Genomic DNA, 23,392 nt, shown 5'->3' on the forward strand with positions numbered 1-23,392 from the left:
TCTTCCGCGGTTCCGTCCTCCGCAGTTCAGGGATTCAGCCAGTACGACAGCTTCACCAGGAACGTGTTGTTCGGGTGCAGCCCGAGCAGGTCCTGGTACTCGCGGCGCACGTTCAGGCGGTCGTTCGGGTCGGTCGTGAACGCGTCGCGGCCGTGCGCCCACACCACGAACAGCGTCGAGCCGGGGCGGTACTCCCAGCGCAGCACCGAGTTGGTGCGCAGCTGCTTGAAGTCCAGCCCCCCCGGGTCGCGTCCGGCACCGTACGGACGATAGCGGTCCGCGTACGCCTCGGCGCGCGGGTTCGCGAGCTCGCGCCAGTCGGAGTACTCGCCGAGCGCGATGTACGGCTGGCCGTAGAACTGGAACGACAGCGTCGGCGAGGCCGTGTAGTTCAGGCGCGTCGTCAGGCTCAGCGTGCGCTGGTCGAGGTGCGCGAACGTGTAGTGCGTCGTGTCCACGCCCGACACGCCGTAGTTGCCGTACCACTGGCTGTTGTCGCTCGCGCGATTGTAGGACACGCCCAGCGAGGCCGAGAACTGCGAGCGGAGGCGGAAGTTGACCGAGGGCTCCATCCAGTAGCCCCGCGTGTTCCCCTCGTCGCCGCCGTACAGGCCGGCGAACAGGTACGGCGTCCACGGCTTGCGGTTGTCGCCCTCGACGCCGCTCCACACCTCCCACGACGTCGATCTCCGCACCGCCGGGCCGCCGCGCGCGTCTCGGTCGTCGTAGACGCCGCCGAAGCCGCCCACGTTGGTCCCGAAGTGGCCCCACATCATGTTCTTGAACTGCAGGTGCCAGTTCGTGTTCAGGTTCCGCTGCAGCGCGAGCCCGTCGGTCGTCCACGAGCCCATCGCGTTGAAGTTGAAGAACGCCATCCGGAACAGCGCCGTCGGCTGCTGGATCTGGTAGGCGAACCAGTTGCGGAACAGCTGCTCGTCGGCGCGCTGCTGGAACCCGAGGTCGTTGATCTCGAAGCCCGGCGAGTAGCGCTGGTAGACCGACTGAAAGCGCGTGCGCCCGCCGCCGAACTTGCTGAACGAGACGCGCTGCGCGTCTCCGACGAGGCTCGTGCGGTTCGGGTCGAGCGTGACGTCGTCGTCCGGGCGCTGGTAGCGGTGCACGCCGTCGCGCTGCAGCGCCGTGATCGCGTCGCGCGTGCCGGCCACGTGGCTCCCCGACAGCGACGTGTGCAGCTCGTAGTTGCGCTTGAAGAAGCGGTAGCGGAAGTCGAGGCCGCCCGTGTACGCGTTGCGGCGCAGGAAGCGCGCGGTCAGCGTGTCCACGTCGCGGTTCACCGCCGTGATCATGGCGCCGAAGTCGCCCTGCCCCTTGTTCAGGTCCTGCTGCGCGCGCGCGGCGAAGTAGTTGGTGCCGGGCTCGATGGTGCGGTCGCGCGTGCCGACCTCGCGCTGCGTCACCGCGTCCAGCACCCCGATCGACAGCCCGCTCGGCAGCCGGCCGGTGATCTTCGCGGCGCCGAGGATGGTCGTGTTGAGCGGGCTGGAGGCGTCGCCGTACGAGCCGCCGAGCTGCGGCGAGCGCCCGATGCGGCGCGAGTAGAACAGGCCGCGGCAGCCCGTGTCGATGTCGTTGCAGGAGTTGCGGAAGGTGAAGATGCCCGCGCCCTCCAGGAAGAACGGGCGCCGCTCCTCGAAGAACTGCTCGAACGCGCCGAGGTTGAGCACCGCGGGGTCGGCCTCGACCTGGCCGAAGTCCGGGTTGATGGTCGCGTCCACCGTGAGGTTCGACGTCAGGCCGTACTTCAGGTCCGCGCCGATGGCCTGCTCCTGCGGGTGCGTGTAGCCCGCGTTCGTGCCCGGGCGCGCCTGCGTCACGTTCTTGGTGACGACGTACGGCGAGACTTCGAGACGGCGCGGCGTCGCGAAGCCCGCGAAGCCCGAGATCTCGCCGGCCTGCGACACGTAGCCCTGCACGTCGCGCCGGTACAGCGGCCAGCTGATGCGCTGCCCGGTGCGCGCGACGTCGCGCACGATCAGGAGGCCGAACGTGTGGGCGTCGCCCTTCGGGAAGCGCAGCTGCGACAGCGGGATGCGGAACTCGGCCACCCAGCCGGCGGAGTCGACGCGCGCCGCGCCGTCCCACACCGCGTCCCACGTCACGTCCTCGGTGGCGTCGTTGTAGACGTAGAAGTCGCGCTTCACGCCCGCCGGGTTGAGGATGAACTGGTAGGCGGTGCGGCGGTCGTGGTAGCTGTCGATGACGAGCTTCAGCTGCTCGCTCTGCGTGCGCACGTCGCGGCGGCTGAGCAGCGAGATGATGCTGTCGGGCGCGGGGTCGAACATGCGCGCGCCGACGTAGAGGTACTTGTCGTCGAACAGCACGCGCACCTCGGTCTTGAAGCGCGGCACCGCCGCCGGCGTCGGCTCGTACTCGAGGAACTGGTCGATGACCTGCGCGCCGCGCCACGCCGCGTCGTCGTCGCGCCCGTCGATCGTCGGCGCGCGCTCGGCGCGGCGCGCGATGGCGGCCCGCGCGGTCGCCCGCGACTCGCCCGCGTCGGCGGCCGGCGGCACCGGCAGCTCGCGGCTCACGGGACGCGTGGGGGTGTTGGTCTGCGCGCCGGCGGCGCTCGCGAGCAGCAGGGCGGCGAGCGCGGCGACGCGGCGGGGCGACACGACGGCCTGGAGGGAGGACCGGGTGGGACGACGCATGGCAGGGGTTGAGCGGGCGCTCCCGCGCGCATCCGGAAGGGACGCGCGCCCGGAGGCGCGACCGAGCGTTGGGACAGCGGCGCTCCCCAAAGGGTTTGCACGCGGGTTCCGCCGATGGGTCAGCGCGATGTCAACGAATCGTTCGCGGATCGCGGTCACGGACTCCGACTGGCGCCTACACGTGAGCCCGCGGGCGCGTTACTCTGCGGCGTGCCGCTCCCCGCCCTCGTCGCCACCCGCTACGTCCAGCCCCTGCGCGAGGGGGGCTCGCTGCCCGCGGTGGTGGACACGGCCGACGACGGCGGGCTGTGGGTCGCGAAGTTCCGCGGCGCGGGCCAGGGCGCGCGCGTGCTGATCGCCGAGCTGGTGGTGGGCGGGCTCGCGCGTGCGCTGGGCCTTCCGGTGCCGGAGCTCGCGCTGCTCGAGCTGCCGCCCGAGTTCGGCCGCATGGAGCGCGACTCCGAGATCCAGGAGCTGCTGCGCAAGAGCGTCGGGTGCAACATCGGGATGCGCTACCTCGACGGCGCGTTCAACTTCGACGCGATGGCCGCGGGCGACCTGATCGACGCCGACCTCGCGGCGCGCATCGTCTGGTTCGACGCGTTCGTGACGAACATGGACCGCACCGCGCGCAACCCGAACCTGCTCGTGTGGCAGCGGAAGCCGTGGCTCATCGACCACGGCGCGGCGCTCTACGTGCACCACGACTGGCGCGGCGTGGACGAGGCGCGCACGCGCGCGCCCTTCCCGCTCGTGAGGCAGCACGTGCTGCTGGCGAGGAGCGGCGACCTCGCGGCCGCCGACGCCGCGCTCGCGCCGCAGGTGACCGAGGCGCTGCTCGCCGGCGTGCTGGCCGACGTGCCCGACACGCTGTTCGACGATCCGTCGGGCCCCGTGGGCGCGGGTGAGCTGCCGGGCGCGGAGGCCGCGCGCGCGCGCTACGTGGAGTACCTCACGACGCGCGTGCGCGCGCCGCGCGCGTTCGTCGAGACGGCGATCGCCGCGCAGGCCGACGCGCGCCGCGCGCCGCCGCAGCGGCTGCAGGCGCGCCGGTGAGCCCCGTGTCGCATCACGCGTCGCCTCCGGCCACCTGGGTGGCGTACGACTTCGCGGTGCTGCGCGCGGTCGCGCATCCGCACCTCGGCACCTTCGTGCCGGTGGGCGTGGTGGTGCACGCGCGCACGGCGGAGTACCTGGCGCTGCGCACGCTGCGCGACGCGGCGGCGCTCCGCGCGCGCGTTCCCGACGTGGACTCGGAGCTGCTGGCGCGCTACCTGGACGCGTGCGAGGCGGTCTGCCGCGGCGACGCGGCGGCGGGCCCGGTCGCGCTGGCGCCGCCGTCGGAGCGCTTCCACTGGATCACGGCGCCGCGCTCGGACGTGATCCAGTCGTCGCCGGTGCACGGCGGGCTGTGCGATGACCCGGCGCGCGCGCTGGAGCGGCTGTACGCCGAGTACGTGGGCTGACGCCGCCTGACGGCGCCAGCGCCGCCGCGCTCAGTGCGGGATCGGCGCCGGCGGCCCGGCGTCGCGCTCGACGACGATCGTCCAGCGCGCCGCCATCGCGGCGATGCTGCCGATGGTCGCCCAGAGCGGGAGCAGCAGCGCGCCGACGATGCCCGCGGTGAGCGGCACGTCGAGCACGGTGCGCCCCTCGCTGTTCTTGATGACGATGCGCCGCACGTTGCCGGCGCGGATGATGTTCTTGACCGTCTGCAGCAGCTCGCTGCCGGTGGCCTGGATCTCTTCGATGATGGGGGGGCGCTGGCCGGTCGTCATCGCATGCCTCGGGTCGGGTCGGTCGGGGACGTGAGGGCCCTACGGACGGGGGCGGGCGGAGTTGCAAGCAGGGCCCTGCGGGCTGCGGACTGCGGTTCCAGGGCCGCTCGGGACGCGTCGGCCCGCCGGATCCTCCAGCCTTTGGAGAGGATGCGGATGCTCCGGATGGGAACGGATCATTCGGATCGCTCCTCGCGGGTGCACGGCACATCGCCGCCGCGAGGAGCAGATCCGGAGCCTGACCGTTCCAGATCCGGAGCATCCGCACCCCTAGGTCGCCGACCCGTGCCCGGCCCGCCGGACCCGAACGGCAACGGCAGCAAGGATGAAGTCCGAGAAGATCGGATAAGAGCGGATGGCTCCGTGTGGCGGCGAGGGATCTCGCGCTCCACCGGAGCCATCCGTCGTTATCAGACCTTATCAGATCTTCATCCTTGCCAATGCCGTTCGCGGTTCGGGTCCGGCGCGTCACCGCACCCGGATGTCCCGCTCCTCCGGATGCGCCTCCAGCCACGCGTGCACGAACGGGCACGAGGGGATCACGTGCTGCCCCTCGCGGCGTGCGTGCGCGAACGCCGCCCGCACCAGCGCCTCGCCCACGCCGTCGCCGCGCGCCGCCTCCGGCACGTACGTGTGCTGCAGGTCCAGCACGTCCGGCCCCGCGTGCACGTACGCCAGCTCGGCCTGGCCGTCGGGCGTGTCGGCGACGAAGCGGTGGGACTGGGGCTCGTGCCGCACGGCGGGCGTGTCGGCGGGCGTGTCGGCGGGCGTGGCGTCGGTCATGAGAGAACGGCGAGGGGGGTGATCGGCGCGGTCACCACGCGTCACCACGCGTCACCACGCGATGCCGTGGTCCTCGCCGTGGTGGGCGGACGCGCCCCAGAGCGTGCGGTGCTTGCGGTCGAACCAGATCGCGTTGATCGGCCCGTTCGTGCGCGACTCGAACTCGAGCGTGTAGCCCATGTTGCGCAGCGCCGTGCGCACCGGGTCCGGCGTCGAGCTGTTGACCAGGATGCGCCCCGGCCGCGACTCGTGCGCGCCGAACGAGCTGCGCATCTGGTACGTGTTGACGTTCGGCGCCTCCGCCGCCTGCTGCGGGGTCATCCCCCACTCGACGACGTTGAGGAAGTACTGGAGCAGGTTCTGGTCCTGCGAGTCGCCGCCCTGCACGGCAAACGCGAGGAACGGCACGCCGTCCTTGAGCGCGAGCGTCGGCGTCAGCGTCACGCGCGGCCGCTTGCCCGGCTGGATGACGTTGAACGGCCCGTCCTCCTTCGCCGTGACGAAGCTCTGCGCGCGCTGCGACAGCCCGATCCCCGTGCGCCCCGCGATCACCGCCGGCACCCAGCCGCCGCTCGGCGTGATCGACACCACCCAGCCGCTCGTGTCGGCGGCCTCGATGGAGGTCGTGCCGGCGTGGAACTGCGCCGTGAACGCCGAGTCGTGCGTCGCCATCTCCGTCGCGAACGCGCCGGCTTCGTCCTTCGCAGCGTTCGCGTCCTCCTGCGGCACCACGCGGTCCTGCTGCCCGCTGCGCTTCAGCGTGTCCGGCGCCGGCTGCACCGTCCACCGCGCGAGCAGGTCGCGGTACGGGTTCGTGCCGCCCTGGAACGGATACGGATCCCCCGGCTTGATGGTCGAGTCGTTGCGCGCCCAGTCGATCTGCGCGTAGCGCTGCTTCGCGTACTCCTTCGACAGCAGCCCCTGCGTCGGCGGCGCGGGCTCGTACGACGGATCGCCGTAGTAGAAGTCGCGGTCCGCGAACGCGAGGCTCATCGCCTGGTACACCGCGTGGATGTAGCGCGGCGAGTTGTAGCCCATCGCCTTCAGGTCCGCGTTCTCCAGGATGTTCAGCGCCTGCAGCATCGCCGGGCCCTGCTGCCAGATCGGGAGCTTGTAGACCTCGATCCCCTTGTAGCTCACGCTCACCGGGGTCTCGATCTTCACCTTCCAGCTGGCGAGGTCCTGCAGCGTGAACAGCCCGCCCTCCTCGCGCGTGCCGCGCACCAGCTCCTGCGCGATGTCGCCCTTGTAGAAGCGGTCGTACGCCGCGTAGATCGCCGCCCTGCGGTCCTTCCCCGCGCGGCGCGCGGTGCGCTCGGCGTCGACCAGCTTGCGGAACGTCGCGGCGAGGTCGGGCTGCCGGAAGATCTCGCCCGGCTCCGGCGCCTCGCGGCCACCGGCGAGCGGCGCGTCGCGATGCGGCAGCATGATCGTCGGCGCGACCTTCCACTTCTTGATCTCGTTCTTGTCGCTCTCGATCTTGTTCGCCGTCTGCGCGTCGATCGCGTAGCCGTCGGCCATCTCGATCGCGGGCGCGAGCACCTGCTCCAGCGTCATCGTGCCGTACTCGGCGAGCATCGTCATCAGGCCGCCGGGCGTGCCGGGCGTGACCGCCGCCAGCGGCCCGTACTCGGGCGGATAGCGATAGCCCTTCGACCGGTAGTACGCCGCGGTCGCCCCGCTCGGCGCGACGCCGAGCGCGTTGATGCCGATGACCTTCTTCGTCTTCGGGTTGTAGATCAGCGCCTGCGTCTCGCCGCCGCACGACAGCGTGTCCCACATCGTGCACGTCGCCGCGAGCATCGCGGCCGCCGCGTCCACCGCGTTGCCGCCGCGCTGGAACATCATCGCGCCCGCCGTCGCCGCGATCGGCTTGCCCGTCACCGCGACCCAGTGCCGCCCGTGCAGCGGCGGCTTGTTCGTGCGGCGTGGCGGCAGCGGCCACTCGGCCGACGTCGCGCGCTCGGGCGCGGGGCGGTCCTGGGCGGCGAGGACGGCGGGCGTGAGCGCGGGGAGGGCCAGCGCGAGGGCGAGGCGGAGGCGCGGGAGCGGACGCGAGAGCGGCGGCATGGCGGCGGAAGTGGGGGAGCGCGGCGGGCCGGGACGTCGGTCGGAAGGTATCGCCGGACCACGCGACCGGAACGCGGGCGCTCTGGACGCCCCGGCCCACGCGCGCGAGGTTGGGACGGCCACCGCCGCTGTCACGCCGAGGGAGCCATGGAAGAGTCGCTCACGCCCGTGCCGGATCCGTCCGGCGCGCTCGTCCCGCCGGGGAACCGGCCGCCCACGACGACCACCACCGCGCTGCTGCCGAGCCCCGAGCCGGGCCCGCGCCGCCTCCCGCCGGCCGAGCGGTCGCGCTGGCAGCGGCTGCTCGCCAGCACGAAGGCGCTCGTGAACGCGGTCCTCGACCTGACCGACGACGCGGTGGACCGCGTGGCGGAGACGGTGGGGCTGCGGCGGGGGCCGACGCCGTGACGCCGGCGAGGAGCACGGCGACGAACGCCGCGAAGAAGACGCCCGCCGCCAAGGCGCCGCCCGCGCCGTTCGATCCGGCGGCGGCGCTGCTGGAGGCGTTCGCGACCAGCGACCGGATCAACCACTACCTGCTGGCGCACCTGCCGGCGGAGGCGTGGGCCGCCGCGCCCCCGGGCGGGAAGGGGCGCACGATCGCCGCGATCGTCGCCCACATGCACAACGTGCGGCTGATGTGGCTCAAGGCCGCCGGCGCGGCCGCGCTCCCGGCACCGCTCGACCGGGCGACCGTGACGCCCGCGCAGGCCGCCGACGCGCTCGCCGAGAGCCGCGCCGCGCTGGCCGACGTGCTGGCCGCGGCGCTGGCGGGCGACGGCCGGGTGAAGGGCTTCAAGCCCGACGTCGTCGGCTTCTTCGGCTACCTGGTGGCCCACGACGCCCACCACCGCGGCCAGATCGCGATGCTCGCGCGGCAGGTCGGCCACCCGCTCCCGCAGTCGGCGATGTTCGGGATGTGGGAGTGGGGGAGTCGGGGGAAGGACTGACGGCAGCTGCGTGCTGCGTGCTGCGTGAACGGCCTCGGGACGCGTCAACGCGCCGGGGCCGTTCGGCCTTTGGGGAGGCTACGGATGCTCCGGATGAAACGGAGCCTTCGGATCGCTCCGCGTCGCGGCGACGCTCCCTGCGCCCAAGCGGAGCGATCCGTTTCATCCGTTCAGGTCCGGAGCATCCGTATCCCTCCCAACGGGCACAGGGGGTTCGGCGCGAGGGCGCAGGTCACGCCACCCCCGGCGGTCACACCGTCGTCGCATGCGCGGCGAGCGCCTCGGCGACCGCCGTCGCCAGCGGTGTCGTCGGGCGGCCGATGAGGCGCGACAGCTGCCGCGAGTCGTCGAACAGCGCGCCCCGCGCGGCGGCGGCGTCCCACCCCGCGATGGCCTGTGCGAGCCGCTCCGGCAGGCCGAAGCTCGTCAGCGTCGCCGCGTACTCGGCCGGCGGCAGGTCGCGGTACGGGATGTCGCGCCCCGTCTGGCGCGAGAGCTCGGCGGCCAGGTCGGGGAGCGTCCAGGCCTCGTCGCCGGCCAGCTCGTAGGTCCGCCCCTCGTGCCCGGTGCCCGCGAGCACCACCGCGGCCGCCTCGGCGTAGTCCGCGCGCGTGGCCGACGAGATCCGCGCCCCGTCCGCGCTGCCGAGGAGCGCCCCGCCGGCGAGCGCGCCGGGGATCGCGCCCGTGTAGTTCTCCGTGTACCAGCTGTTGCGGAGGATCGTGTACGCCACGCCCGACGCCTTCAGGTCGGCCTCCGCGGCGCGGTGGTCGGCCGCGAGGTCGATCGGCGAGTCGTCCGCGCGGAGGATGCTCGTGTAGACGACGCGTCCCACGCCCGTGCGCCGGGCCGCCTCGATCACCGCGCGGTGCTGCGCGACGCGCTTGCCGGGCACCGTCCCGGAGACGAGGAGCAGCGTGTCGACGCCGGGGAGGGCGCGGTCGAGGGTCTCGGGCCGATCGTAGTCCGCCTCGCGGACGGCGACCCCGAGGTCCGCGGCCTTCGCGGGCGTGCGGACGAGGGCCACGAGGTCGGCCGCAGGGACCTTCCCCTTGAGCGAGTCGAGGACGAGGCGGCCGAGGTGGCCGGTCGCGCCCGTGATGGCGATGGTCATGTGACGTGTCTCCGGGTGAGGCGAGAGGTGACCCGGAGCAGCCTAGGCGCCTTGCTTACTTTTCGTAAGTACGTACATTTCTGTAAGTATGGCGACCTCCTCCACGACGTCCGACGCCCCGGCCACGCTCTCGGCGCAGCTGCAGCGCGGCGACCTCCTCGCCGTCGACTGCCCGTCGCGCGAGGTGCTCAAGCACGTGACCAGCCGCTGGGGCGTCCTCGTGCTGATGACGCTCGAAGGGGGCACGCACCGCTTCAGCGAGCTGCGGCGCACCATCGGCGGCGTGAGCGAGCGCATGCTCGCGCAGACGCTGCAGTGGCTGGAGGGCGACGGCCTGGTCGACCGCGTCGCCTACGAGGTGGTCCCGCCGCACGTGGAGTACAGCCTGACGCCCCTCGGCCGCGAGGCGGCGGAGCGGGTGCGCGCGCTGGCGGACTGGATCGAGACGAGCCTGCCGCGCATCACGGAGTCGTGGAGCACGCGCGAGCTGGACGGTTAGTGCTCCGTCTGCGGAACTGCAAACGGCAGCAAGGATGAAAGTCCGACAAGATCTGATAAGTGCGGATGGCTCCGGTGTGGCGCGACCGACATCGCACCCACGCGGAGCCATCCGTCGTTATCCGATCTTGTCAGATATTGTCCTTGCAATTGCCGTTCGGCGTTCGAGTCCGGCGCGTCGATGCAGGTCCGCAGCACGCCGCACGCAGCGTCAGTAGTTCCGCTGCTGCTGCCGCGCCTTCACGGCCGCGACGAAGCGCTCGCCGTCCTCCGGCGTGAAGCGTGCGCCGCTCTTGCCGTCGCCATCACGGTCCGTGTTGCCGTGGCCGCTCATCGAGAACTTCGTGTTGCCCTTGCTCTCGAACTGGATGCGGCCGTCCTCGTAGCGCACGTTCTCGACGTCCTGCACCGGCACGCGCACCACGAAGCCCATCGCGCCGCCGACGATCTTGCCGACCGAGCTGCCGATCAGGTTCCCGATCGCGCCGGCCTCCTTGTCCACCGACGAGTCGACCTGCGCCTTCACCGACTGGCGCAGGCTGTCGGAGAGCTGGAAGCGCACCGTGTCGCCGACGAGCATCAGCACCACGGCGCCGTCGGTGCTCGTGACCGACACGTCGCCCTCGCCGAGTTGCACGGCGCGCGCGGTGTCGCCGCTGGCGAACGAGACGCCGCCCTCGTCGTGGTCGCCGAACGAGCAGGCGGCGAGGGCGATCGGCAGCGCGAGGAGAGTGAGGCGAGCGAGGCGCATGGTCGGTTCGGTGGAAGGGGTGCGGCCTATCGTACTCCACGCACTACGCCCCCGCCACGACGTTGGTGTCGTGACGGGGGCGTTCGACCTGCCGAGCGTGCGTTCAGCGCGCGGCGGTTCGCTTCGCGACGGTGATCTGCTTGATCATCCCGTGCGCGACGTGCGGCTTGCCGTCCTTCTTGTCGGGGAGGAAGCAGAGCAGCGCGTAGTCGCCCGGCGTGAAGTCGGCCGTGAACTGCATGCCGCGCCCCTTCGCGAGGCCCGTGGCGCCGCCCACCAGCTCCATCGGCGGCGGGCCCTGCATCCCCGTCTCGACCCACTTGAGCGCCTCGGCGGCCGTCTTGCCGGGCAGCAGGCGGGCGATGAACGCCTCGTGGAACTGCTCGGCCTCGTTGACGATGCGCACCGTCTGGCGGCCCGCCGTGAGTGGCGCCGAGAAGGCGAAGTCGTAGTCGCGCAGCGTCATCGTGACGTCGGCCTTCGGCTCGGCCGCGGGCGCCGCGTTCGGCGTCACGGTGAGCGCCTTGTACATCCCCTTCGCGCTGTGCGGCACGCCGTCGGCGGCGGGGATGTGGCAGACCACGACGTAGTTGCCCGCCTCGAGGTTCACGGTGCCGTCGGCGAGCGCGCCGGGCATGCCCATCTGCGGGCCGCCCATGTCGATCGCCCACGCCGGCGGCGGCGCCTCGCCCTTGGCCAGCGCCTGCATCGCCTGCATGTAGTCGCCCACCGTCTTCCCCTGCTCGAGCTTCACGAACCAGACGTGGTGCAGCTCCTTGCCCGCGTTGACGATGCGGAAGGTCGTCGGGCCGGCGGGAATGCTGGCGGGCGCCTCGAACGCGTAGTCCATCGTCTTGATGGTGACGACGCGCGGCGCGCCGCCGCTCTTCGCGACGCTCTTGGTGACGCGCGCGGCGGGCGTCGCGGACGCGAGGGAGGGAGCGGCATGCGTCGAGTGCTGCGCCATCGCGGCGCTGGGCAGCAGGGCGCACAGGCCGAGCAGCAGGGCGGGCTTCCGCATCGGAACGATCTCCTGGGTGCTGAAGGAACGGCGACGGTCCGGCGGGCGCGTCTCGCACGCGGCGCCGCGGGCCGATCGATGGGTCGGGTGACACGCCAATCATCGCCGCGCCGCGGCGCGCCCGAATGGGTACAACGACCCAGCGTCAAGACCTTGCCGCGGCCGCGGGCGTCGGCGAGCGTTCGCGCGTGCCGTTCCTCCGCCGCCCCTCCCCCGCCCACCCGCGCGCGTCGCGCGCCCGACCCGCTCGGATGCGCGCATGCTGATCGGCGTCGCCGGCATGGTGGGCGCCGGCAAGAGCACGCTCACGCGCGCGCTGGCCGCCCGCTTCGGCCTGCAGCTCGCGCCCGAGAGCATCGGCGACGAGAACCCGTGGCTGGAGCCGTTCTACGCGCGCGGCGAGGAGTCGCGCCGCGAGTACGCGCTGCGCCTGCAGCTGCACTTCCTCGCGACGCGCTTCGAGAGCATGCGCCGCATCCGCGGCATGGGCGGCAGCTGGGTGCTGGACCGCACCTGGTACGAGGACGCGGAGGTGTTCGCGCGCGGCCTGTTCGACGAGCACCTCATGAGCGCCGTCGAGTGGGAGCTGTACCAGCGGCTGTACGGTGAGCTGCTGCACTCGCCCGCGGCGCGCCCGCCGAAGCTGCTCGTGTACCTCCACGGCCCGCTCGACGTGATCGTCGCGCGCATCGCGCGCCGCGGCCGCGCGGCGGAGAAGGACACGGACGTGGAGTACTGGGCGCGCCTGCACCGCCGCTACGAGCGGTGGATCGCGGGCTTCCGCCGCTGCCCCGTGCTGGCGATCGACGTGCGCGACTACGACCTGTTCGCCGATCCGGACGCGATCGAGGCGGTGGCGGCGCGCGTGCGGCGGCGGCTGGAGCCGGACCTGCCGCAGACGGAGCTCTGGCCACCCGCCGAGCCGGCACGCGCGAGCCGTGCACTGGAAACCGCGCGATAGGGCGGAGGACGGAACCGCGGAAGACAGAACGGCGGAAGACGATGAAGCGTGAAACGATGAGGCGGACCCTTCGAGCTTGACGCTTCAAGCCGAGAGGTCCGCCTTTCCGTTTCACGCCCTTCCGTCCTCCGCTTCATCGTTCTCCGCCGTTCCGTCCTCCGCCGTTCCGTCCTCCGCCGTATCGTTCCGCCGGCGCGCGCGACAGCGCCCACGCCCTCCCCAGCAGCCCGATCGCCAGCCACGCGCCGAGCGCCGCGAGGGGCAGCGCGACGACCCACGGCCAGAGCACCGCGACGACCGCCAGCGCGAGCAGCGCGCCCGCGACGCCCGCGAACAGCGACGCCTCCGCGCGCCCGAGCACGCGCGTGCCGGCGATCGCCGCGCTCACCGCGTTGCCCAGTCGCAGTGCGCCGGCCGCCGCGCGCCCCACGCTGCCGTGGCCGCGCCGCCCGCGGTGGCGCCGCTCGCGCCGGTGCCGCGGTGCGCCGTCCGCGGGCGCGAGCGCGAGACGGCGCACGGGCGTCAGGCGCTGCTCGAGCACGACCTCCGTCGCGTTCCCGAGGTCGGTCGCGAACGCGTGCGCCATCGCGTCCGCGAACTCCGCGTCCTCCACCACGACGTCCAGCTCGTAGTTCCCGAGCCAGCTCGCGAGGTTGAGGTTCGTCGAGCCCACGCGCGCCCAGCGGCCGTCCGACACCGCGGTCTTCGCGTGCAGCATCGGGCCGTTCCACTCGTACACGCGCACGCCGCCCTCCAGCAGCGGGCGGTAGCCGGCGCGCGACAGGGGGCGCAGCAGCGGGATGTCGGTGCCGCCCGGCACCAGCAGCCGCACGTCCACGCCGTCGCGCGCCGCGGCCAGCAGCGCCTGCACGTACGGTGGCGTGCCCGCGAAGTACGCGTCGGTGAGCCAGAGCGACTCGCGCGCCGCGGCCGCGATCAGCTGGTCGAGGCGCAGCAGCCCGCCGGTCCACGGCTCGCCGGCCACCACGCGCACCGCCATCCCGCCCGCGTGCCCACCACGCGACGACGTCGCGTGCGCCTTCATCGGATCGTGCGGCAGCGGCGGCCCGCACGCCGCCCACACGCGCCCGAACGCGCGCTCGACGTCGGCCACCGCGGGCCCGCGCAGCGCGACGCCCGTGTCGCGCCACGGCGCCACGCCGGCCGCCGCGTCGCCCTCCCACATGCGCCCCACGCACAGCCCCGTGACGAACGCGACCTCGCCGTCCACCGTCAGCGTCTTGCGGTGGTCGCGCGTGATCCAGTCGAACGGGCGCGCGAGCCGCGGCGGGTTGAACACGCGCACCTCGACGCCCGCGTCGCGCAGCCGACGCCAGTAGCGCCGCGACGTCTTGCCGACGCCCCCCAGCCAGTCGTACAGCACGCGCACCGCGATGCCGTCGCGCGCCCGCGCGATCAGCGCGTCCGCGAAGCGCGCGCCCGTCGCGTCGTCGTGGATGATGTAGCTCTCGAAGTGCACGTACCGCTCGGCCGCCGCGATGGCGGCCAGCCACGCGGGATAGTTCTCGCCCGCGTCGCGCAGCAGCCGCACGGCGTTGCCGTGCACCAGCGGGGCACCCACCGCGCGCGTGAACGCCTGGTCGAGCAGCGTGCGCTCGCCCGCGTCGCGCGCGCCGAGCATGATGCGCCCCTCGCGCGCGTCGCCGCTCCGCAGGCGCCCGGGCATCGCGCTACGGCGCCTCGGGGCCGCTGCGATGCGCCGCGCGCAGCACCGCGTCGTCGCCGTCGCCGCCGGGCACCGGCCGCACGCCCAGCAGCCGCGCGAGGAACGGATAGACGTGCACGTTGCGGAACGCCGGCAGCTCGCCGAGCGGGCGCACGTTGGGCCCGGCGGCGAGGAAGATGCCGTCGAGGCCCGGCGCGGCGGCCGGATCCCACCCGTGATCGCCCGGGTTGATGCGCACGTTCGGCGGCACGGGGCGCGCGGTGACGAAGTGCCCCGGTCCCGCGAGCACCACGAGGTCGCCCGCGCGCGGCTGGTCGCGCAGCGCCCACTCCACCGGCGTCTCGCGGCGGCGCCACACGCGCGCCGGTACGCCCGACGCCGCGAAGCCGCGCTGCAGCGCCGCGTACGTCGCCTCCAGACGTGCCGCGTCGCCGTCGAACCAGAGCGCCATGTACGGGCCGTTGTCGACCGCGCGGACGTGCGTCATGTCGGCCCACCGCGAGAGGTCCACCACCGGCTCCGCCGCCAGCGGCAGCATGCCGTGGTCGGAGAGCACGACGACGTTCACGCGCGCCGCCACCGGCGACGCGGCGACGCTGTCGAGCAGGCGTCCGACCGCGCGGTCGGCGGCGGCGACGGCGCTGTCGGTGGCCGCCGCGGTGGGGCCGTTGCGATGGCCGATCTGGTCGACCGAGGGCACGTACACCGCGACGAAGCGCGGGCGCGTCGCCGCGGGCCGCCGCAGCCACGCCGCGATCGAGTCGACCTTGGTCTCGGTGGAGATGCGGTCGTCGTACGGCTGCATCACCGTGCTCGCGCGCACGCCGTCGGCGGTGGGCGCGGCGGAGCCCGGCCAGAAGAACGTCGCCGCGCGCACGCCCTGCCGCTCCGCCGTCGCCCACAGCGGCTCCGCCTGATACCAGCGCGCCTCGCCCGGTGCGACGGAGTCCTTGCTGACGTACATCGCGTGCAGCGCGGGGTCCCACATCTTGTTCATCACGAGCCCCGAGTGCCCCGGCACGCGCCCCGTCACCATCGTGAAGTGGTTGGGGAACGTCAGCGACGGGAAGCTCGGCGTGAGGGCGCGCGCGCGCACGCCGCGCGCCGCGAGGCGCGCGAGGTTCGGCAGCGGCAGCCCGCGCTCCAGGTACGTGCGGCCGAAGCCGTCGAACGAGAGCACGACGACGATCGGGCCCGCGGTGTCGGCGGCCGCGCGCGCGGAGGGCGCGGGCGTCGGGGCGGGCGTGACGCCGCGCGCGCACGCGGCAGCGGCGGCCGCGGCCAGCGTCAGTGGGAGGAGTCGGCGTGCGCGCATCACGACGCTCATCCCAGCGACAGCGCGAAGCCGCCGAAGCCGCCGTCGGCGCGGTTGCGCACCGCGTCCTCGTGGCGGAGCAGCCAGCGCTTCCGGTCGAGCCCCCCCGCGTAGCCGGTGAGCGAGCCGTCGGCGCCGACGATGCGGTGACACGGCACGACGATGCCGAGCGGGTTGCGGCCGTTCGCCGCGCCGACGGCGCGCGTCGCGTTCGGGTCGCCGAGCGTGCGCGCGATCGCGAGGTACGTGGTCGTCTCGCCGAACGGGATCTCGCGCAGCGCCGCCCACACGCGCTGCTGGAACGGCGTGCCCACGGGCGCCATCGGCAGGTCGAACGTCGTGCGCGCGCCCGCGAAGTAGTCGCCGAGCTGCGCACACGCCTCGGCCAGCACGCCGGGGCCGGAGGAGACGCGCTCCCAGCTCGCGTGCACCGCCGACGGCGCGGCCCCCATGGCCACGCGCGTGAGCGCGTCGCCCTCGGCAGTGAGGAGGATCGGGCCGAGCGGAGTGTCGAGCCAGGTGTAGCGAGTGGGCATGCGGGAAATGTAAGGGCGCGGGCCGCCCCGGTCGCGCCGCGGTGTGCAAGAACGCGCATGACGGTCGTCTCACGAGGAGCGGGGCCGTCGGCCGCCGCGCCGCCACCCTCCGACCGAGCGTCCGCATGTCGCACGTCCTCCGAACCTTCCTCGCCTTCCTCCTCTGCGGCGCGGCGCTGGCCTGCGGCGACAAGAGCACGTCGCGCGGGACGCGCGGGGAGGCGGCGCAGCTGCAGTCGACCGTGCGCGACGCCGCGCCGACCGCGGCGCCCTCGGCACCGCCGCCGCCGCCGGCCGAGGTGCCGCTCGTGGGCGAGGCGGGCGGCGTGGCGGGCAGGGTCGCGGGCGACGTCGCGAACGTCGCGCCCGAGCGTCGCGCCGCGCGCCCGGAGGCGATGCCGGCCCCCGCGCCCGCGGGCGCTCCCGGCGCCCAGATCGCATCCAGCGACACCGCGTCGGCCGCGCCGGCGATGCTGATCCGCACCGGCCAGGCGTCGATCGAGGTGGACTCGCTGGAGCCCGCGATCGCCGCCGTGCGAGCGCTCGCGCAGCGGATGGGCGGCTACGTCGCGAACACGTCGCTCGCCGCGGGCCGCGAGCAGGTGCGCGCGGCGACGCTGCAGCTCAAGGTGCCGTCGGCGCGCTTCGACGCGCTGGTGGGGGGGCTCGCGCCGCTGGGCCGCGTCGAGATGGTGAACGTGAGCGCGGAGGACGTGGGCGAGGAGTACGTGGACGTCGCGGCGCGCGTCGCCAACGCGCGGCGCCTGGAGGCGCGGCTGCTGACGCTCCTGGAGCGCAGCGCCGCGCGCCTGAGCGACGTGCTGTCGGTCGAGCGCGAGCTGGCGCGCGTGCGCGAGGAGATCGAGCGCGCGGAGGGCCGGATGCGCTTCCTGCGCACGCGCGTCGCGCTCAGCACGCTCGACGTGACGGTGCACGAGCGCGCGCCGATCCTCCCGGGCGCGCCGTCGCGCAACCCGCTGCTGGAGGCGCTGCGGCAGGCGTGGCGCAACTTCGTCGCGGTGCTCGCGTTCGGGATCGCGTCGCTGGGCGTGCTGATCCCGCTCGGCGTGGTGGCGCTGGTGGTGTGGCGCTTCGTGCGGGCGCGGAAGGCGAATCCCTGAGAGCTGCGGGCTGCGTGACACCGTGATGTCGTCCCGATCCTGAGCGCAGCGAAGGAGAGGGACCTGGCATGCGCCACACGCGGGATGCTCCTCGGCGTGGAGAGCGGATCCCTTGCTGCGCTCGGGATGACACTTCAACGGCCCACACGCAGCACGATGCACGAAGCCGTCGTCAGCAGCGCCCCGCCACCGGCAGCTCCCGCCCGTCGATCTCCGCCGAGCGCCCGCTCGCGTCCGGCCGGATGCGGAAGTAGCGCGTGAGCGCGTAGCTCGTGCCGGTGCCCTGCCAGCGCGCGCGCACCACGGGCGCGCCGGCCAGCAGCACGACGTCCCACGCGCCGCGGCGCGCGACGCTGCCGCCCATGTCGACGTCCGGCGTCGACGCGAGGTCGCTGGCGCCGTACTCGATGCGGCCGTCGGCGCACAGCGCCAGCCGCACGCGCCCGCCCACCGTCGCGCCGCGGCCGGCCGCCTGCTGGCTCAGCGCGTACACGCGGCCGCCCACCGCGCGTGCCAGCGTGGCCGCGGCCGGGCTGCCGCCCGCCTCGCGCACGAGCGGCGTGCCGGGGCGCGCGTAGCCGCTCTCCGGGCCGCGGCCGGCGAACACGAGGTACTCGCCGCGGCGGACGGCCGTCACGTCCACGCCCTGCGCGGGTGCACCGTCGGCCGGCCAGAGACGCAGGCGCACCGCCCCGCCCTGCACCGTGCCGCGCAGCAGCAGCCGGTTCTCGACCGTCGTGCGGCCCGAGAAGTAGCCGCGCGACAGCACCGTGACCGTGCCGCTCACCGCGCCGCCCGCGACCTGCAGCTCGACGACCTCCTGCGACGTGCCGTCGTCGGACGTCGCCTCCCACCGGCCGGCGAGGTCGCGCACGGCACCGGCTGCCGCACCCGTCGTCGACGATGGCATGTCCGCGACCTCCGCTGGCGCCTCGCCGCGGCGCGCCATCGGCAGCGTCACCGTCGGCTCGCCGGGCTGGACGACCGTCAGCAGCAGCACGCCGTCCTGCAGCCGCCCCGTCATCGTGCCGTTCTCGCGCGACGCGGCGACGCCGCCCAGCGACTCGACGACGAGCGTGCCGCCCTGCACGCGGCCCGTCAGCGGCGCGGTGCGCCCGGAGAGCGAGAAGGTGCCCGTGACGCGCCCGGTCGCGCGGTCGTGGCGGAGGTCGAGCTGCGCGGTCTGGTCGCCCTCCGCGTAGACCCAGCGGCCGCCGAGCGCCTGCGCGCGCAGCGGGGAGGCGTCTAGCGATGCGGCCAGCGCGAGGCAGGCGCAGGCGAGGACACGGAGCGCGGCGACGAGTCGGCGCATGGCCGACCTCCGGGCAGGGGACGCGGCGGGACCCGCCCGCGAACGTACGACCGTCCGGTCAGGTCACGCAACGCATTGCGCAACGCGTCCCGGGCTCAGCCCGCCCGGCGCGTGCCGCCGCCCGGCTTCGCGGCGTAGAGCGCGTTGTCCGCGCGCGCCAGCGCCGCCGCCAGCGTGTCGCCCGCGCGCACCGTCGTCCCGCCGACGGTGCTGCGGAGCGCGTACCCACGGCCGTTGGCCTCACCGCGCGCGTTCTCGGCGTCCAGCGCCTCGTGGATGCGCTGCGTCAGGAGGTTCACGTCGCGCCACGCGACGGCGTCCGGCCCCGCGGGCGCGTAGATCGCGAACTCGTCGCCGCCCAGCCGCGCGATCGCGTCGCCCGCGCGCATGGTGCGGCGCAGCACGCTCGCCACCGTGCGCAGCGCCTCGTCGCCCTCGCCATGGCCGAAGGCGTCGTTGATCCCCTTGAAGTCGTCGAGGTCGAGGTAGAGCACGACGTCCGGCTGGCCGCTCACCGCGGCCTCCTGCAGGCGGCGACGCACGCCCTCCTCCAGCCCGCGGCGGTTGAGGAGCCCCGTCAGCGGATCGCGGTGCGCCTCCTCGCGCAGGCGCACCTCGGCGCGCTTGCGGGCCGTGATGTCGCGCACGATGACGACGAGCGTGTCCTCCTCCCCCTCGAGCGGGAACGCCTGCAGCCGCACCCACTCGGCCGGCGTGCGCCCGGCGCTCGTGCGCCGCTCGTCCTCGAACGGACGGCCGTCGGCCAGCACGCGCCGGCCGATCGCGAGGAAGCCCGAGCTCCCCGCGTCGGGATAGAGGCCGAGCAGCGTGCGCGCCCCACCCGCCGCGCGCGGCGCGCCGAGCAGCCGCGCGCCGCTGGCGTTGAGCTCCAGCACCTCGAAGTCGTGCACCTCCCCGCCGATGCGCACCGCGCGCAGCAGCAGGAAGGCGTCGCGCATCCCGGCCATCGCCGCGCGGAAGCGCGCGTCGCGGCCGCGCAGCGCGCGCTCCGACGCCAGTCGCTCGGTGATGTCGTCGACGACCGCGAGCCGCGCGGCGCGTCCCGCGTAGTCCAGCGCGTGCGTCGTCACGAGGACGTCGCGCACCTGCCCGTCGCGCCAGCGGTGGCGCCACTGCCCCGCCGTGATGACGCTGCTGCCGGCGCCGCGCGCGGACGCGGTCACGCGCTCCGCGTCCTCCGGCGGACGCACGTCGGTGATGCGCCGCGCCAGGAACTCCTCCTCGCTCCACCCGTACTGCGCGGTCGCGGCGGGGTTCACGGCCAGGAAGCGCAGCGTCTCGACGTCGTACACCCACGCGGGGCGCGGCAGCGCGGTGAACAGCGCGCGATAGCGCGTCTCGCTCGCGGCGCTGGTCAGCAGCGCGGCGCGCATCGACTCACGCCGCGCGACCTGCCGCCGCACCAGCCGGCCGAGCAGCACGACGGCCCAGGCGGCGGTGGCGAGCGCCAGCGCGAGCGCGAGCACCGTGTGCGTGCGCGCGGCGCGCGTGCTCGCGTCGTGCACCGTCATGCGCGCCAGGAGCAGCCGCTGCTCCTCGGCGGCGAAGCGGTCGAGGAGCGCGCGGATGGTGTCGGCGTCCGCGAGCCCGGCGTGCGTGCGCACGATCGCGACGGCGCTGTCGCGCGCGCCGGCCCGCGCCAGCGCGACGGTGTGCGCGAGGCCCGCGAGGCGCCGCGGCACCACGCGCTCCAGCGTGTCGAGGCGGTGCTGCTGCGCGGCGTTGTCGGTGGTGCGGCGGCGCAGGTCGGCGAGCGCGCCGATGGCCGCGCGGTCGGCGTTGGCGCCGGCGTGCAGGTACGCGGGGTCACCCACCAGCAGGTAGCCGCGCTGCGCCGTCTCCGCGCGATCGACGGCCGTCCCGGTGGCGGCGGTGACGGCGAGGACCTCCCGCGTGTGCCGCACCCACGCGTTCGCGTCGTCGATGCGCGCGATGTCGCCCATGGCGATCCAGCCCGCGAGGCCCACCATCGCGGCCGAGGCGGCGAGGCCCGCCATGGCGCCCCGCCAGCCGCGCCACCGCAGGCCCGGGCGCGGAACGGCGCGCGGCACGGCCCAGGAGGGCGGCAGCGGCTCGGACGACGGGAAGTCGGGGGGCGGGGACGACGGATTCACGGGAGCGGCGCGTTGATCAGAGACGACGTGGCTGGGCCTGCCGCAACGCCCCACGTGGCGTCCCCGCCCCCTCGCGAGACCACGGTCGCGCGGCGCCCGCCGGGCACGATGCTCGCCTCCTGGCGACGCCAGCCGGACCTCAGCACCCCGATCCCTGACCACCCATGCGAGGCACGCGACCCCGCGATCGAGCAGAGACCCGCCGACGGAGCCGACCATGCACGCGCCACCGTACGAGCCCTATCACGCCAGCCCCGAGCGGCCGCGCGACCGCTCCCCCATCGACTCGGTGCTGCGCAGCCCGCGCGGCCGCCCGCTGCTGCTCGCCCTGGGAGCGCTGCTGCTCCTCCTGCTGATCGCCGTCGTCTGGTACGGCAACCCGGAGAATCGGGCGCGCCGCGAGCTGACCGAGGCCAACGCGCGCATCGTCGAGAAGCAGCGCGAGGTGGACGACGCGCGCCGCCTGCTGGAGCAGCGGCTGGTCGAGCTGCGCGCGGTCCGGGCGCAGGCCGACGTCCAGGCGACCGTCTATCGCGGGGTACTGGAGCGCGAGGGACGCCCGGTCGTGCGCGACACGATGGCCGTGGGCGGCGAGGTGGTGCTGCCGCCGGTGGCGGACCCGAACACGGCCCCGGCGGGGCGTCGGACGCCGTAGAGCGCTGCGGACTGCGGACTGCGGACTGCGGACAGCGGGCTGCGGATCTCGACCCCGGGACCCGTCCGTGCGCAGGACCCGAACCGCGAACGGCAGCAAGGATGAAGTTCGGATAAGATCCGATAACGACGGATGGCTCCGCGTGGCGGCGAGGTTCCTCGCACTCACACGGAGCCATCCGCTCTTGTCCGATCTTCTCAGACTTTCATCCTTGCTGCAGTTGCAAGGGCAACGGAGGGCTCGGAATCCGCAGCCCGCCGTGTGGTCAGGCGGAGTCGCTCAGGTCCCCGCACGCCGCCACGGTGTTCATGTCGCCCGGCGTGGCGTAGATGCGCACGTTGTAGGTCTTGGCCTCGTCGAGCGCCATCGACAGCTTCGCCGACGCCTGCGCGGTCCCGGTGCCGCTGACGGTGAAGTCCGGATAGGCCCCGGCGCTCCCGAACATGGGGCCCGCGCCGCCGCACTTGCCCTCGAACACGCGCCACGAGTGCGTCGCGTTGGGCGTCAGGCCGTTGAGGTTGATCGTGATCGTGCTCTGCCCGTTGAGCACGGCCGCGCGCCCCTGGCCGGTGATCGAGCCGTAGCCGCTCGTGCCGGCGATGCCGGCCTTCCAGTCCTCGCCCTTCTTCGTGGGCGACTCGACGTCGACGTCGATCTTGCCGGTCACGGGATCGGTCCGGGTCCGGATGCACGCGCCCGCCAGCAGGGCGGCGCACACGACGGCCAGACGGGACGGGCTCGGTAGACGATGCTGCATGACGCGACCTCCTCAGGCTCTCAGGCGGCGCGAATTCACCGCCGAGCGCCCGTGGAGGCAACTTCGGGACCCAGAGGCCGGGCCGGGCCGTAGCTCGGCGAGGTGCGTCAGCGCGCGCCGCGCGCCTTCCACGCGGCCAGCGCCGCGACCTCCTGCTCCGGCTTGATGGCGAAGCGCGGGCTCGCGCGGCGCGCCTCGGGCACCGTCGGCCACCACGCCAGCGTGTCGCGCACCGTCTCGGCGAGCGGCCGGAACGCGAGCCCCGCGGCCTTCGCGCGGTCGTTGCGCACGTGCGTGTGCCCGTAGTCGTTCCCCTTCAGCATCACCCACGGGATCGCCTCCGTGATCCCCTGCTGCTCGAGGAACGCGTAGTCGTCGACCCACACGAAGCGCGACGTGGAGTCGAGCGCCGCCGCGGCCTGCGTCAGGAAGTCGCCGAACGTCAGCCCGTTCGCCGGCCCCGCCGCGTTGTAGATCCCCGAGCGCCCGTCCTCCACCAGCCGCACCATGAACGCGGCCAGGTCGCGCACGTCGACGATCTGCACCGCGTCGTCGCGGCGCCCCGGCGCCAGCGTCTCGCCGCCGCGCGCCAGCCGCACGGGCCAGTACGGGAAGCGATCCGTCGTGTCGCCCGGCCCCACGATGTACGTCGGCCGCACGACGACCCCACGGTCGCCGAACGCGTCGAGCGTGATGCGCTCGCACCGTGCCTTCGCCACGCCGAACGTGGCCGAGCCGTCCTTCGGATCCTCGGCCTCCGTCCTCACCGGGACCGACTCGTCGACGCCGCGCGCGAGGTACGGGTAGTAAACGCCCGTGGACGACGTGAACAGGTAGCGGCCGACGCTGTCCTTCAGCAGCGCGGTCGACTGCCGCACGTAGTCCGGGTTCGTGGCCGAGTCGTCGATGACGGCGTCCCACTTCCGCCCGCGCAGCGCGTCGAGCTGGCCGTTGCGGTCGCCCACCAGCCGCTCGACCGACGCCGGCAGGTCGGCGGTGCGGCGGCCGCGCGTGAAGATCGTCACGCGGTGCCCGCGCGCGACGGCGTGGCGCACCAGGTGCGGCCCGATGAAGCCCGTGCCGCCGAGGATCAGCAGGTCCATCGGGCGGCCGGCACGCGTGGCGGCGCTGGCAGCGGGCGACGCGGCGGTGCCCGCGGCACGCGCGCAGCCGGCGACGAGCGCGCCACCGAGGGCGCCCGTCGTGACGCGGAGGAAGTCGCGGCGAGTGGTCATGCGCGGATCATACGCGCCGCCGCGACCGTCGGGCAGCGTGG

The 23,392-nt window shown here is 74.1% G+C and carries 22 protein-coding genes; 8 read left to right on the plus strand and 14 right to left on the minus strand.

Annotated features, from left to right (window positions below; translation table 11 throughout):
* Positions 1 to 26: 26 nt before the first annotated feature.
* On the minus strand, positions 27 to 2,636 hold the full coding sequence (locus tag rosag_RS09510) for a DUF5916 domain-containing protein (protein WP_284349864.1): 2,610 nt from the start codon (positions 2,634 to 2,636) through the stop codon (positions 27 to 29).
* Positions 2,637 to 2,882: 246 nt separating this feature from the next.
* Between rosag_RS09510 and rosag_RS09515 the strand changes: the two genes are divergently transcribed.
* Positions 2,883 to 3,728 carry a HipA family kinase gene (locus rosag_RS09515; protein WP_284349865.1) on the plus strand — a complete coding sequence of 282 codons (846 nt, stop codon included), beginning with the start codon at positions 2,883 to 2,885 and terminating at the stop codon, positions 3,726 to 3,728.
* A 5-nt stretch (positions 3,729 to 3,733) separates the two neighbouring features.
* Positions 3,734 to 4,138: a DUF3037 domain-containing protein gene (locus rosag_RS09520; RefSeq protein ID WP_284349866.1), complete on the plus strand. Its 405-nt coding sequence runs from the start codon at positions 3,734 to 3,736 to the stop codon at positions 4,136 to 4,138.
* 30 nt (positions 4,139 to 4,168) lie between these two features.
* On the opposite strand, the gene rosag_RS09525 is transcribed toward rosag_RS09520, so the two are convergent.
* The 3 genes from rosag_RS09525 to rosag_RS09535 all read right to left on the minus strand — a co-directional run bounded on the left by rosag_RS09525 (position 4,169) and on the right by rosag_RS09535 (position 7,303).
* The gene (locus tag rosag_RS09525) at positions 4,169 to 4,450 is read right to left on the minus strand and encodes a DUF4342 domain-containing protein (RefSeq protein ID WP_284349867.1); all 282 of its coding nucleotides are present in this window, start codon (positions 4,448 to 4,450) and stop codon (positions 4,169 to 4,171) included.
* A 468-nt stretch (positions 4,451 to 4,918) separates the two neighbouring features.
* Positions 4,919 to 5,233 carry a GNAT family N-acetyltransferase gene (locus rosag_RS09530; RefSeq protein WP_284349868.1) on the minus strand — a complete coding sequence of 105 codons (315 nt, stop codon included), beginning with the start codon at positions 5,231 to 5,233 and terminating at the stop codon, positions 4,919 to 4,921.
* A gap of 51 nt (positions 5,234 to 5,284) precedes the next feature.
* The gene (locus rosag_RS09535; protein WP_284349869.1) at positions 5,285 to 7,303 is read right to left on the minus strand and encodes a gamma-glutamyltransferase family protein; all 2,019 of its coding nucleotides are present in this window, start codon (positions 7,301 to 7,303) and stop codon (positions 5,285 to 5,287) included.
* A gap of 147 nt (positions 7,304 to 7,450) precedes the next feature.
* Between rosag_RS09535 and rosag_RS09540 the strand changes: the two genes are divergently transcribed.
* Both rosag_RS09540 and rosag_RS09545 read left to right on the plus strand, forming a co-directional pair.
* Complete coding sequence (locus tag rosag_RS09540; RefSeq protein ID WP_284349870.1) at positions 7,451 to 7,711, plus strand: hypothetical protein; 261 nt, start codon at positions 7,451 to 7,453, stop codon at positions 7,709 to 7,711.
* Positions 7,708 to 8,253 carry a DinB family protein gene (locus rosag_RS09545; protein ID WP_284349871.1) on the plus strand — a complete coding sequence of 182 codons (546 nt, stop codon included), beginning with the start codon at positions 7,708 to 7,710 and terminating at the stop codon, positions 8,251 to 8,253. The genes rosag_RS09540 and rosag_RS09545 overlap by 4 nt, the downstream gene beginning before the upstream one ends.
* Positions 8,254 to 8,503: 250 nt before the next feature.
* On the opposite strand, the gene rosag_RS09550 is transcribed toward rosag_RS09545, so the two are convergent.
* On the minus strand, positions 8,504 to 9,367 hold the full coding sequence (locus tag rosag_RS09550) for an SDR family oxidoreductase (RefSeq protein ID WP_284349872.1): 864 nt from the start codon (positions 9,365 to 9,367) through the stop codon (positions 8,504 to 8,506).
* An 88-nt stretch (positions 9,368 to 9,455) separates the two neighbouring features.
* Here rosag_RS09550 and rosag_RS09555 point away from each other — a divergent pair, with 88 nt between their 5' ends.
* Positions 9,456 to 9,866 carry a winged helix-turn-helix transcriptional regulator gene (locus rosag_RS09555; protein WP_284349873.1) on the plus strand — a complete coding sequence of 137 codons (411 nt, stop codon included), beginning with the start codon at positions 9,456 to 9,458 and terminating at the stop codon, positions 9,864 to 9,866.
* A 210-nt stretch (positions 9,867 to 10,076) separates the two neighbouring features.
* On the opposite strand, the gene rosag_RS09560 is transcribed toward rosag_RS09555, so the two are convergent.
* Together rosag_RS09560 and rosag_RS09565 are read right to left on the minus strand one after the other, a co-directional pair.
* Positions 10,077 to 10,616, minus strand: a complete 540-nt coding sequence (locus rosag_RS09560; protein WP_284349874.1) for a hypothetical protein — start codon at positions 10,614 to 10,616, stop codon at positions 10,077 to 10,079.
* Positions 10,617 to 10,719: 103 nt separating this feature from the next.
* Positions 10,720 to 11,637, minus strand: a complete 918-nt coding sequence (locus rosag_RS09565) for a hypothetical protein (protein ID WP_284349875.1) — start codon at positions 11,635 to 11,637, stop codon at positions 10,720 to 10,722.
* A gap of 259 nt (positions 11,638 to 11,896) precedes the next feature.
* On the opposite strand from rosag_RS09565, the gene rosag_RS09570 reads away from it, so the two are divergent.
* The gene (locus tag rosag_RS09570; RefSeq protein WP_284349876.1) at positions 11,897 to 12,598 is read left to right on the plus strand and encodes a deoxynucleoside kinase; all 702 of its coding nucleotides are present in this window, start codon (positions 11,897 to 11,899) and stop codon (positions 12,596 to 12,598) included.
* A 133-nt stretch (positions 12,599 to 12,731) separates the two neighbouring features.
* Here the strand turns inward: rosag_RS09570 and rosag_RS09575 are convergent, their stop codons facing one another.
* The 3 genes from rosag_RS09575 to rosag_RS09585 are packed head-to-tail and all read right to left on the minus strand — an operon-like array spanning position 12,732 to position 16,136.
* Complete coding sequence (locus rosag_RS09575; RefSeq protein WP_284349877.1) at positions 12,732 to 14,285, minus strand: phospholipase D-like domain-containing protein; 1,554 nt, start codon at positions 14,283 to 14,285, stop codon at positions 12,732 to 12,734.
* 4 nt (positions 14,286 to 14,289) lie between these two features.
* Complete coding sequence (locus rosag_RS09580) at positions 14,290 to 15,600, minus strand: alkaline phosphatase family protein (RefSeq protein ID WP_284349878.1); 1,311 nt, start codon at positions 15,598 to 15,600, stop codon at positions 14,290 to 14,292.
* An 8-nt stretch (positions 15,601 to 15,608) separates the two neighbouring features.
* Positions 15,609 to 16,136, minus strand: coding sequence for a methylated-DNA--[protein]-cysteine S-methyltransferase (locus rosag_RS09585; RefSeq protein WP_284349879.1), 528 nt, complete (start codon positions 16,134 to 16,136; stop codon positions 15,609 to 15,611).
* A 125-nt stretch (positions 16,137 to 16,261) separates the two neighbouring features.
* On the opposite strand from rosag_RS09585, the gene rosag_RS09590 reads away from it, so the two are divergent.
* Entirely contained in the window at positions 16,262 to 17,257 is a 996-nt protein-coding gene (locus tag rosag_RS09590; RefSeq protein WP_284349880.1) for a DUF4349 domain-containing protein, read from the plus strand.
* A gap of 172 nt (positions 17,258 to 17,429) precedes the next feature.
* Here the strand turns inward: rosag_RS09590 and rosag_RS09595 are convergent, their stop codons facing one another.
* The gene (locus tag rosag_RS09595; RefSeq protein ID WP_284349881.1) at positions 17,430 to 18,569 is read right to left on the minus strand and encodes a hypothetical protein; all 1,140 of its coding nucleotides are present in this window, start codon (positions 18,567 to 18,569) and stop codon (positions 17,430 to 17,432) included.
* 95 nt (positions 18,570 to 18,664) lie between these two features.
* Entirely contained in the window at positions 18,665 to 20,587 is a 1,923-nt protein-coding gene (locus rosag_RS09600; RefSeq protein ID WP_284349882.1) for a diguanylate cyclase domain-containing protein, read from the minus strand.
* A gap of 334 nt (positions 20,588 to 20,921) precedes the next feature.
* On the opposite strand from rosag_RS09600, the gene rosag_RS09605 reads away from it, so the two are divergent.
* Positions 20,922 to 21,359, plus strand: a complete 438-nt coding sequence (locus tag rosag_RS09605; protein WP_284349883.1) for a hypothetical protein — start codon at positions 20,922 to 20,924, stop codon at positions 21,357 to 21,359.
* Positions 21,360 to 21,624: 265 nt separating this feature from the next.
* On the opposite strand, the gene rosag_RS09610 is transcribed toward rosag_RS09605, so the two are convergent.
* Both rosag_RS09610 and rosag_RS09615 read right to left on the minus strand, forming a co-directional pair.
* The gene (locus tag rosag_RS09610; RefSeq protein WP_284349884.1) at positions 21,625 to 22,116 is read right to left on the minus strand and encodes a hypothetical protein; all 492 of its coding nucleotides are present in this window, start codon (positions 22,114 to 22,116) and stop codon (positions 21,625 to 21,627) included.
* Between the two features lie 107 nt (positions 22,117 to 22,223).
* Positions 22,224 to 23,351, minus strand: coding sequence for an NAD-dependent epimerase/dehydratase family protein (locus rosag_RS09615; RefSeq protein ID WP_284349885.1), 1,128 nt, complete (start codon positions 23,349 to 23,351; stop codon positions 22,224 to 22,226).
* Between the last annotated feature and the right edge of the window lie 41 nt (positions 23,352 to 23,392).

It is taken from the genome of Roseisolibacter agri, assembly GCF_030159095.1.
GTDB lineage: Bacteria > Gemmatimonadota > Gemmatimonadetes > Gemmatimonadales > Gemmatimonadaceae > Roseisolibacter > Roseisolibacter agri.

Coding starts and splice junctions, on each gene's coding strand:
- rosag_RS09535 (WP_284349869.1), bottom strand. CDS start 7,303: ATGCCGCCGCTCTCGCGTCCGCTCCCGCGCCTCCGCCTCGCCCTCGCG.
- rosag_RS09560 (WP_284349874.1), bottom strand. CDS start 10,616: ATGCGCCTCGCTCGCCTCACTCTCCTCGCGCTGCCGATCGCCCTCGCC.
- rosag_RS09595 (WP_284349881.1), bottom strand. CDS start 18,569: ATGCGCCGACTCGTCGCCGCGCTCCGTGTCCTCGCCTGCGCCTGCCTC.
- rosag_RS09540 (WP_284349870.1), top strand. CDS start 7,451: ATGGAAGAGTCGCTCACGCCCGTGCCGGATCCGTCCGGCGCGCTCGTC.
- rosag_RS09525 (WP_284349867.1), bottom strand. CDS start 4,450: ATGACGACCGGCCAGCGCCCCCCCATCATCGAAGAGATCCAGGCCACC.
- rosag_RS09600 (WP_284349882.1), bottom strand. CDS start 20,587: ATGGCGGGCCTCGCCGCCTCGGCCGCGATGGTGGGCCTCGCGGGCTGG.
- rosag_RS09580 (WP_284349878.1), bottom strand. CDS start 15,600: ATGCGCGCACGCCGACTCCTCCCACTGACGCTGGCCGCGGCCGCCGCT.
- rosag_RS09555 (WP_284349873.1), top strand. CDS start 9,456: ATGGCGACCTCCTCCACGACGTCCGACGCCCCGGCCACGCTCTCGGCG.
- rosag_RS09570 (WP_284349876.1), top strand. CDS start 11,897: ATGCTGATCGGCGTCGCCGGCATGGTGGGCGCCGGCAAGAGCACGCTC.
- rosag_RS09590 (WP_284349880.1), top strand. CDS start 16,262: ATGTCGCACGTCCTCCGAACCTTCCTCGCCTTCCTCCTCTGCGGCGCG.
- rosag_RS09615 (WP_284349885.1), bottom strand. CDS start 23,351: ATGACCACTCGCCGCGACTTCCTCCGCGTCACGACGGGCGCCCTCGGT.
- rosag_RS09530 (WP_284349868.1), bottom strand. CDS start 5,233: ATGACCGACGCCACGCCCGCCGACACGCCCGCCGACACGCCCGCCGTG.
- rosag_RS09585 (WP_284349879.1), bottom strand. CDS start 16,136: ATGCCCACTCGCTACACCTGGCTCGACACTCCGCTCGGCCCGATCCTC.
- rosag_RS09565 (WP_284349875.1), bottom strand. CDS start 11,637: ATGCGGAAGCCCGCCCTGCTGCTCGGCCTGTGCGCCCTGCTGCCCAGC.
- rosag_RS09605 (WP_284349883.1), top strand. CDS start 20,922: ATGCACGCGCCACCGTACGAGCCCTATCACGCCAGCCCCGAGCGGCCG.
- rosag_RS09575 (WP_284349877.1), bottom strand. CDS start 14,285: ATGCCCGGGCGCCTGCGGAGCGGCGACGCGCGCGAGGGGCGCATCATG.
- rosag_RS09550 (WP_284349872.1), bottom strand. CDS start 9,367: ATGACCATCGCCATCACGGGCGCGACCGGCCACCTCGGCCGCCTCGTC.
- rosag_RS09610 (WP_284349884.1), bottom strand. CDS start 22,116: ATGCAGCATCGTCTACCGAGCCCGTCCCGTCTGGCCGTCGTGTGCGCC.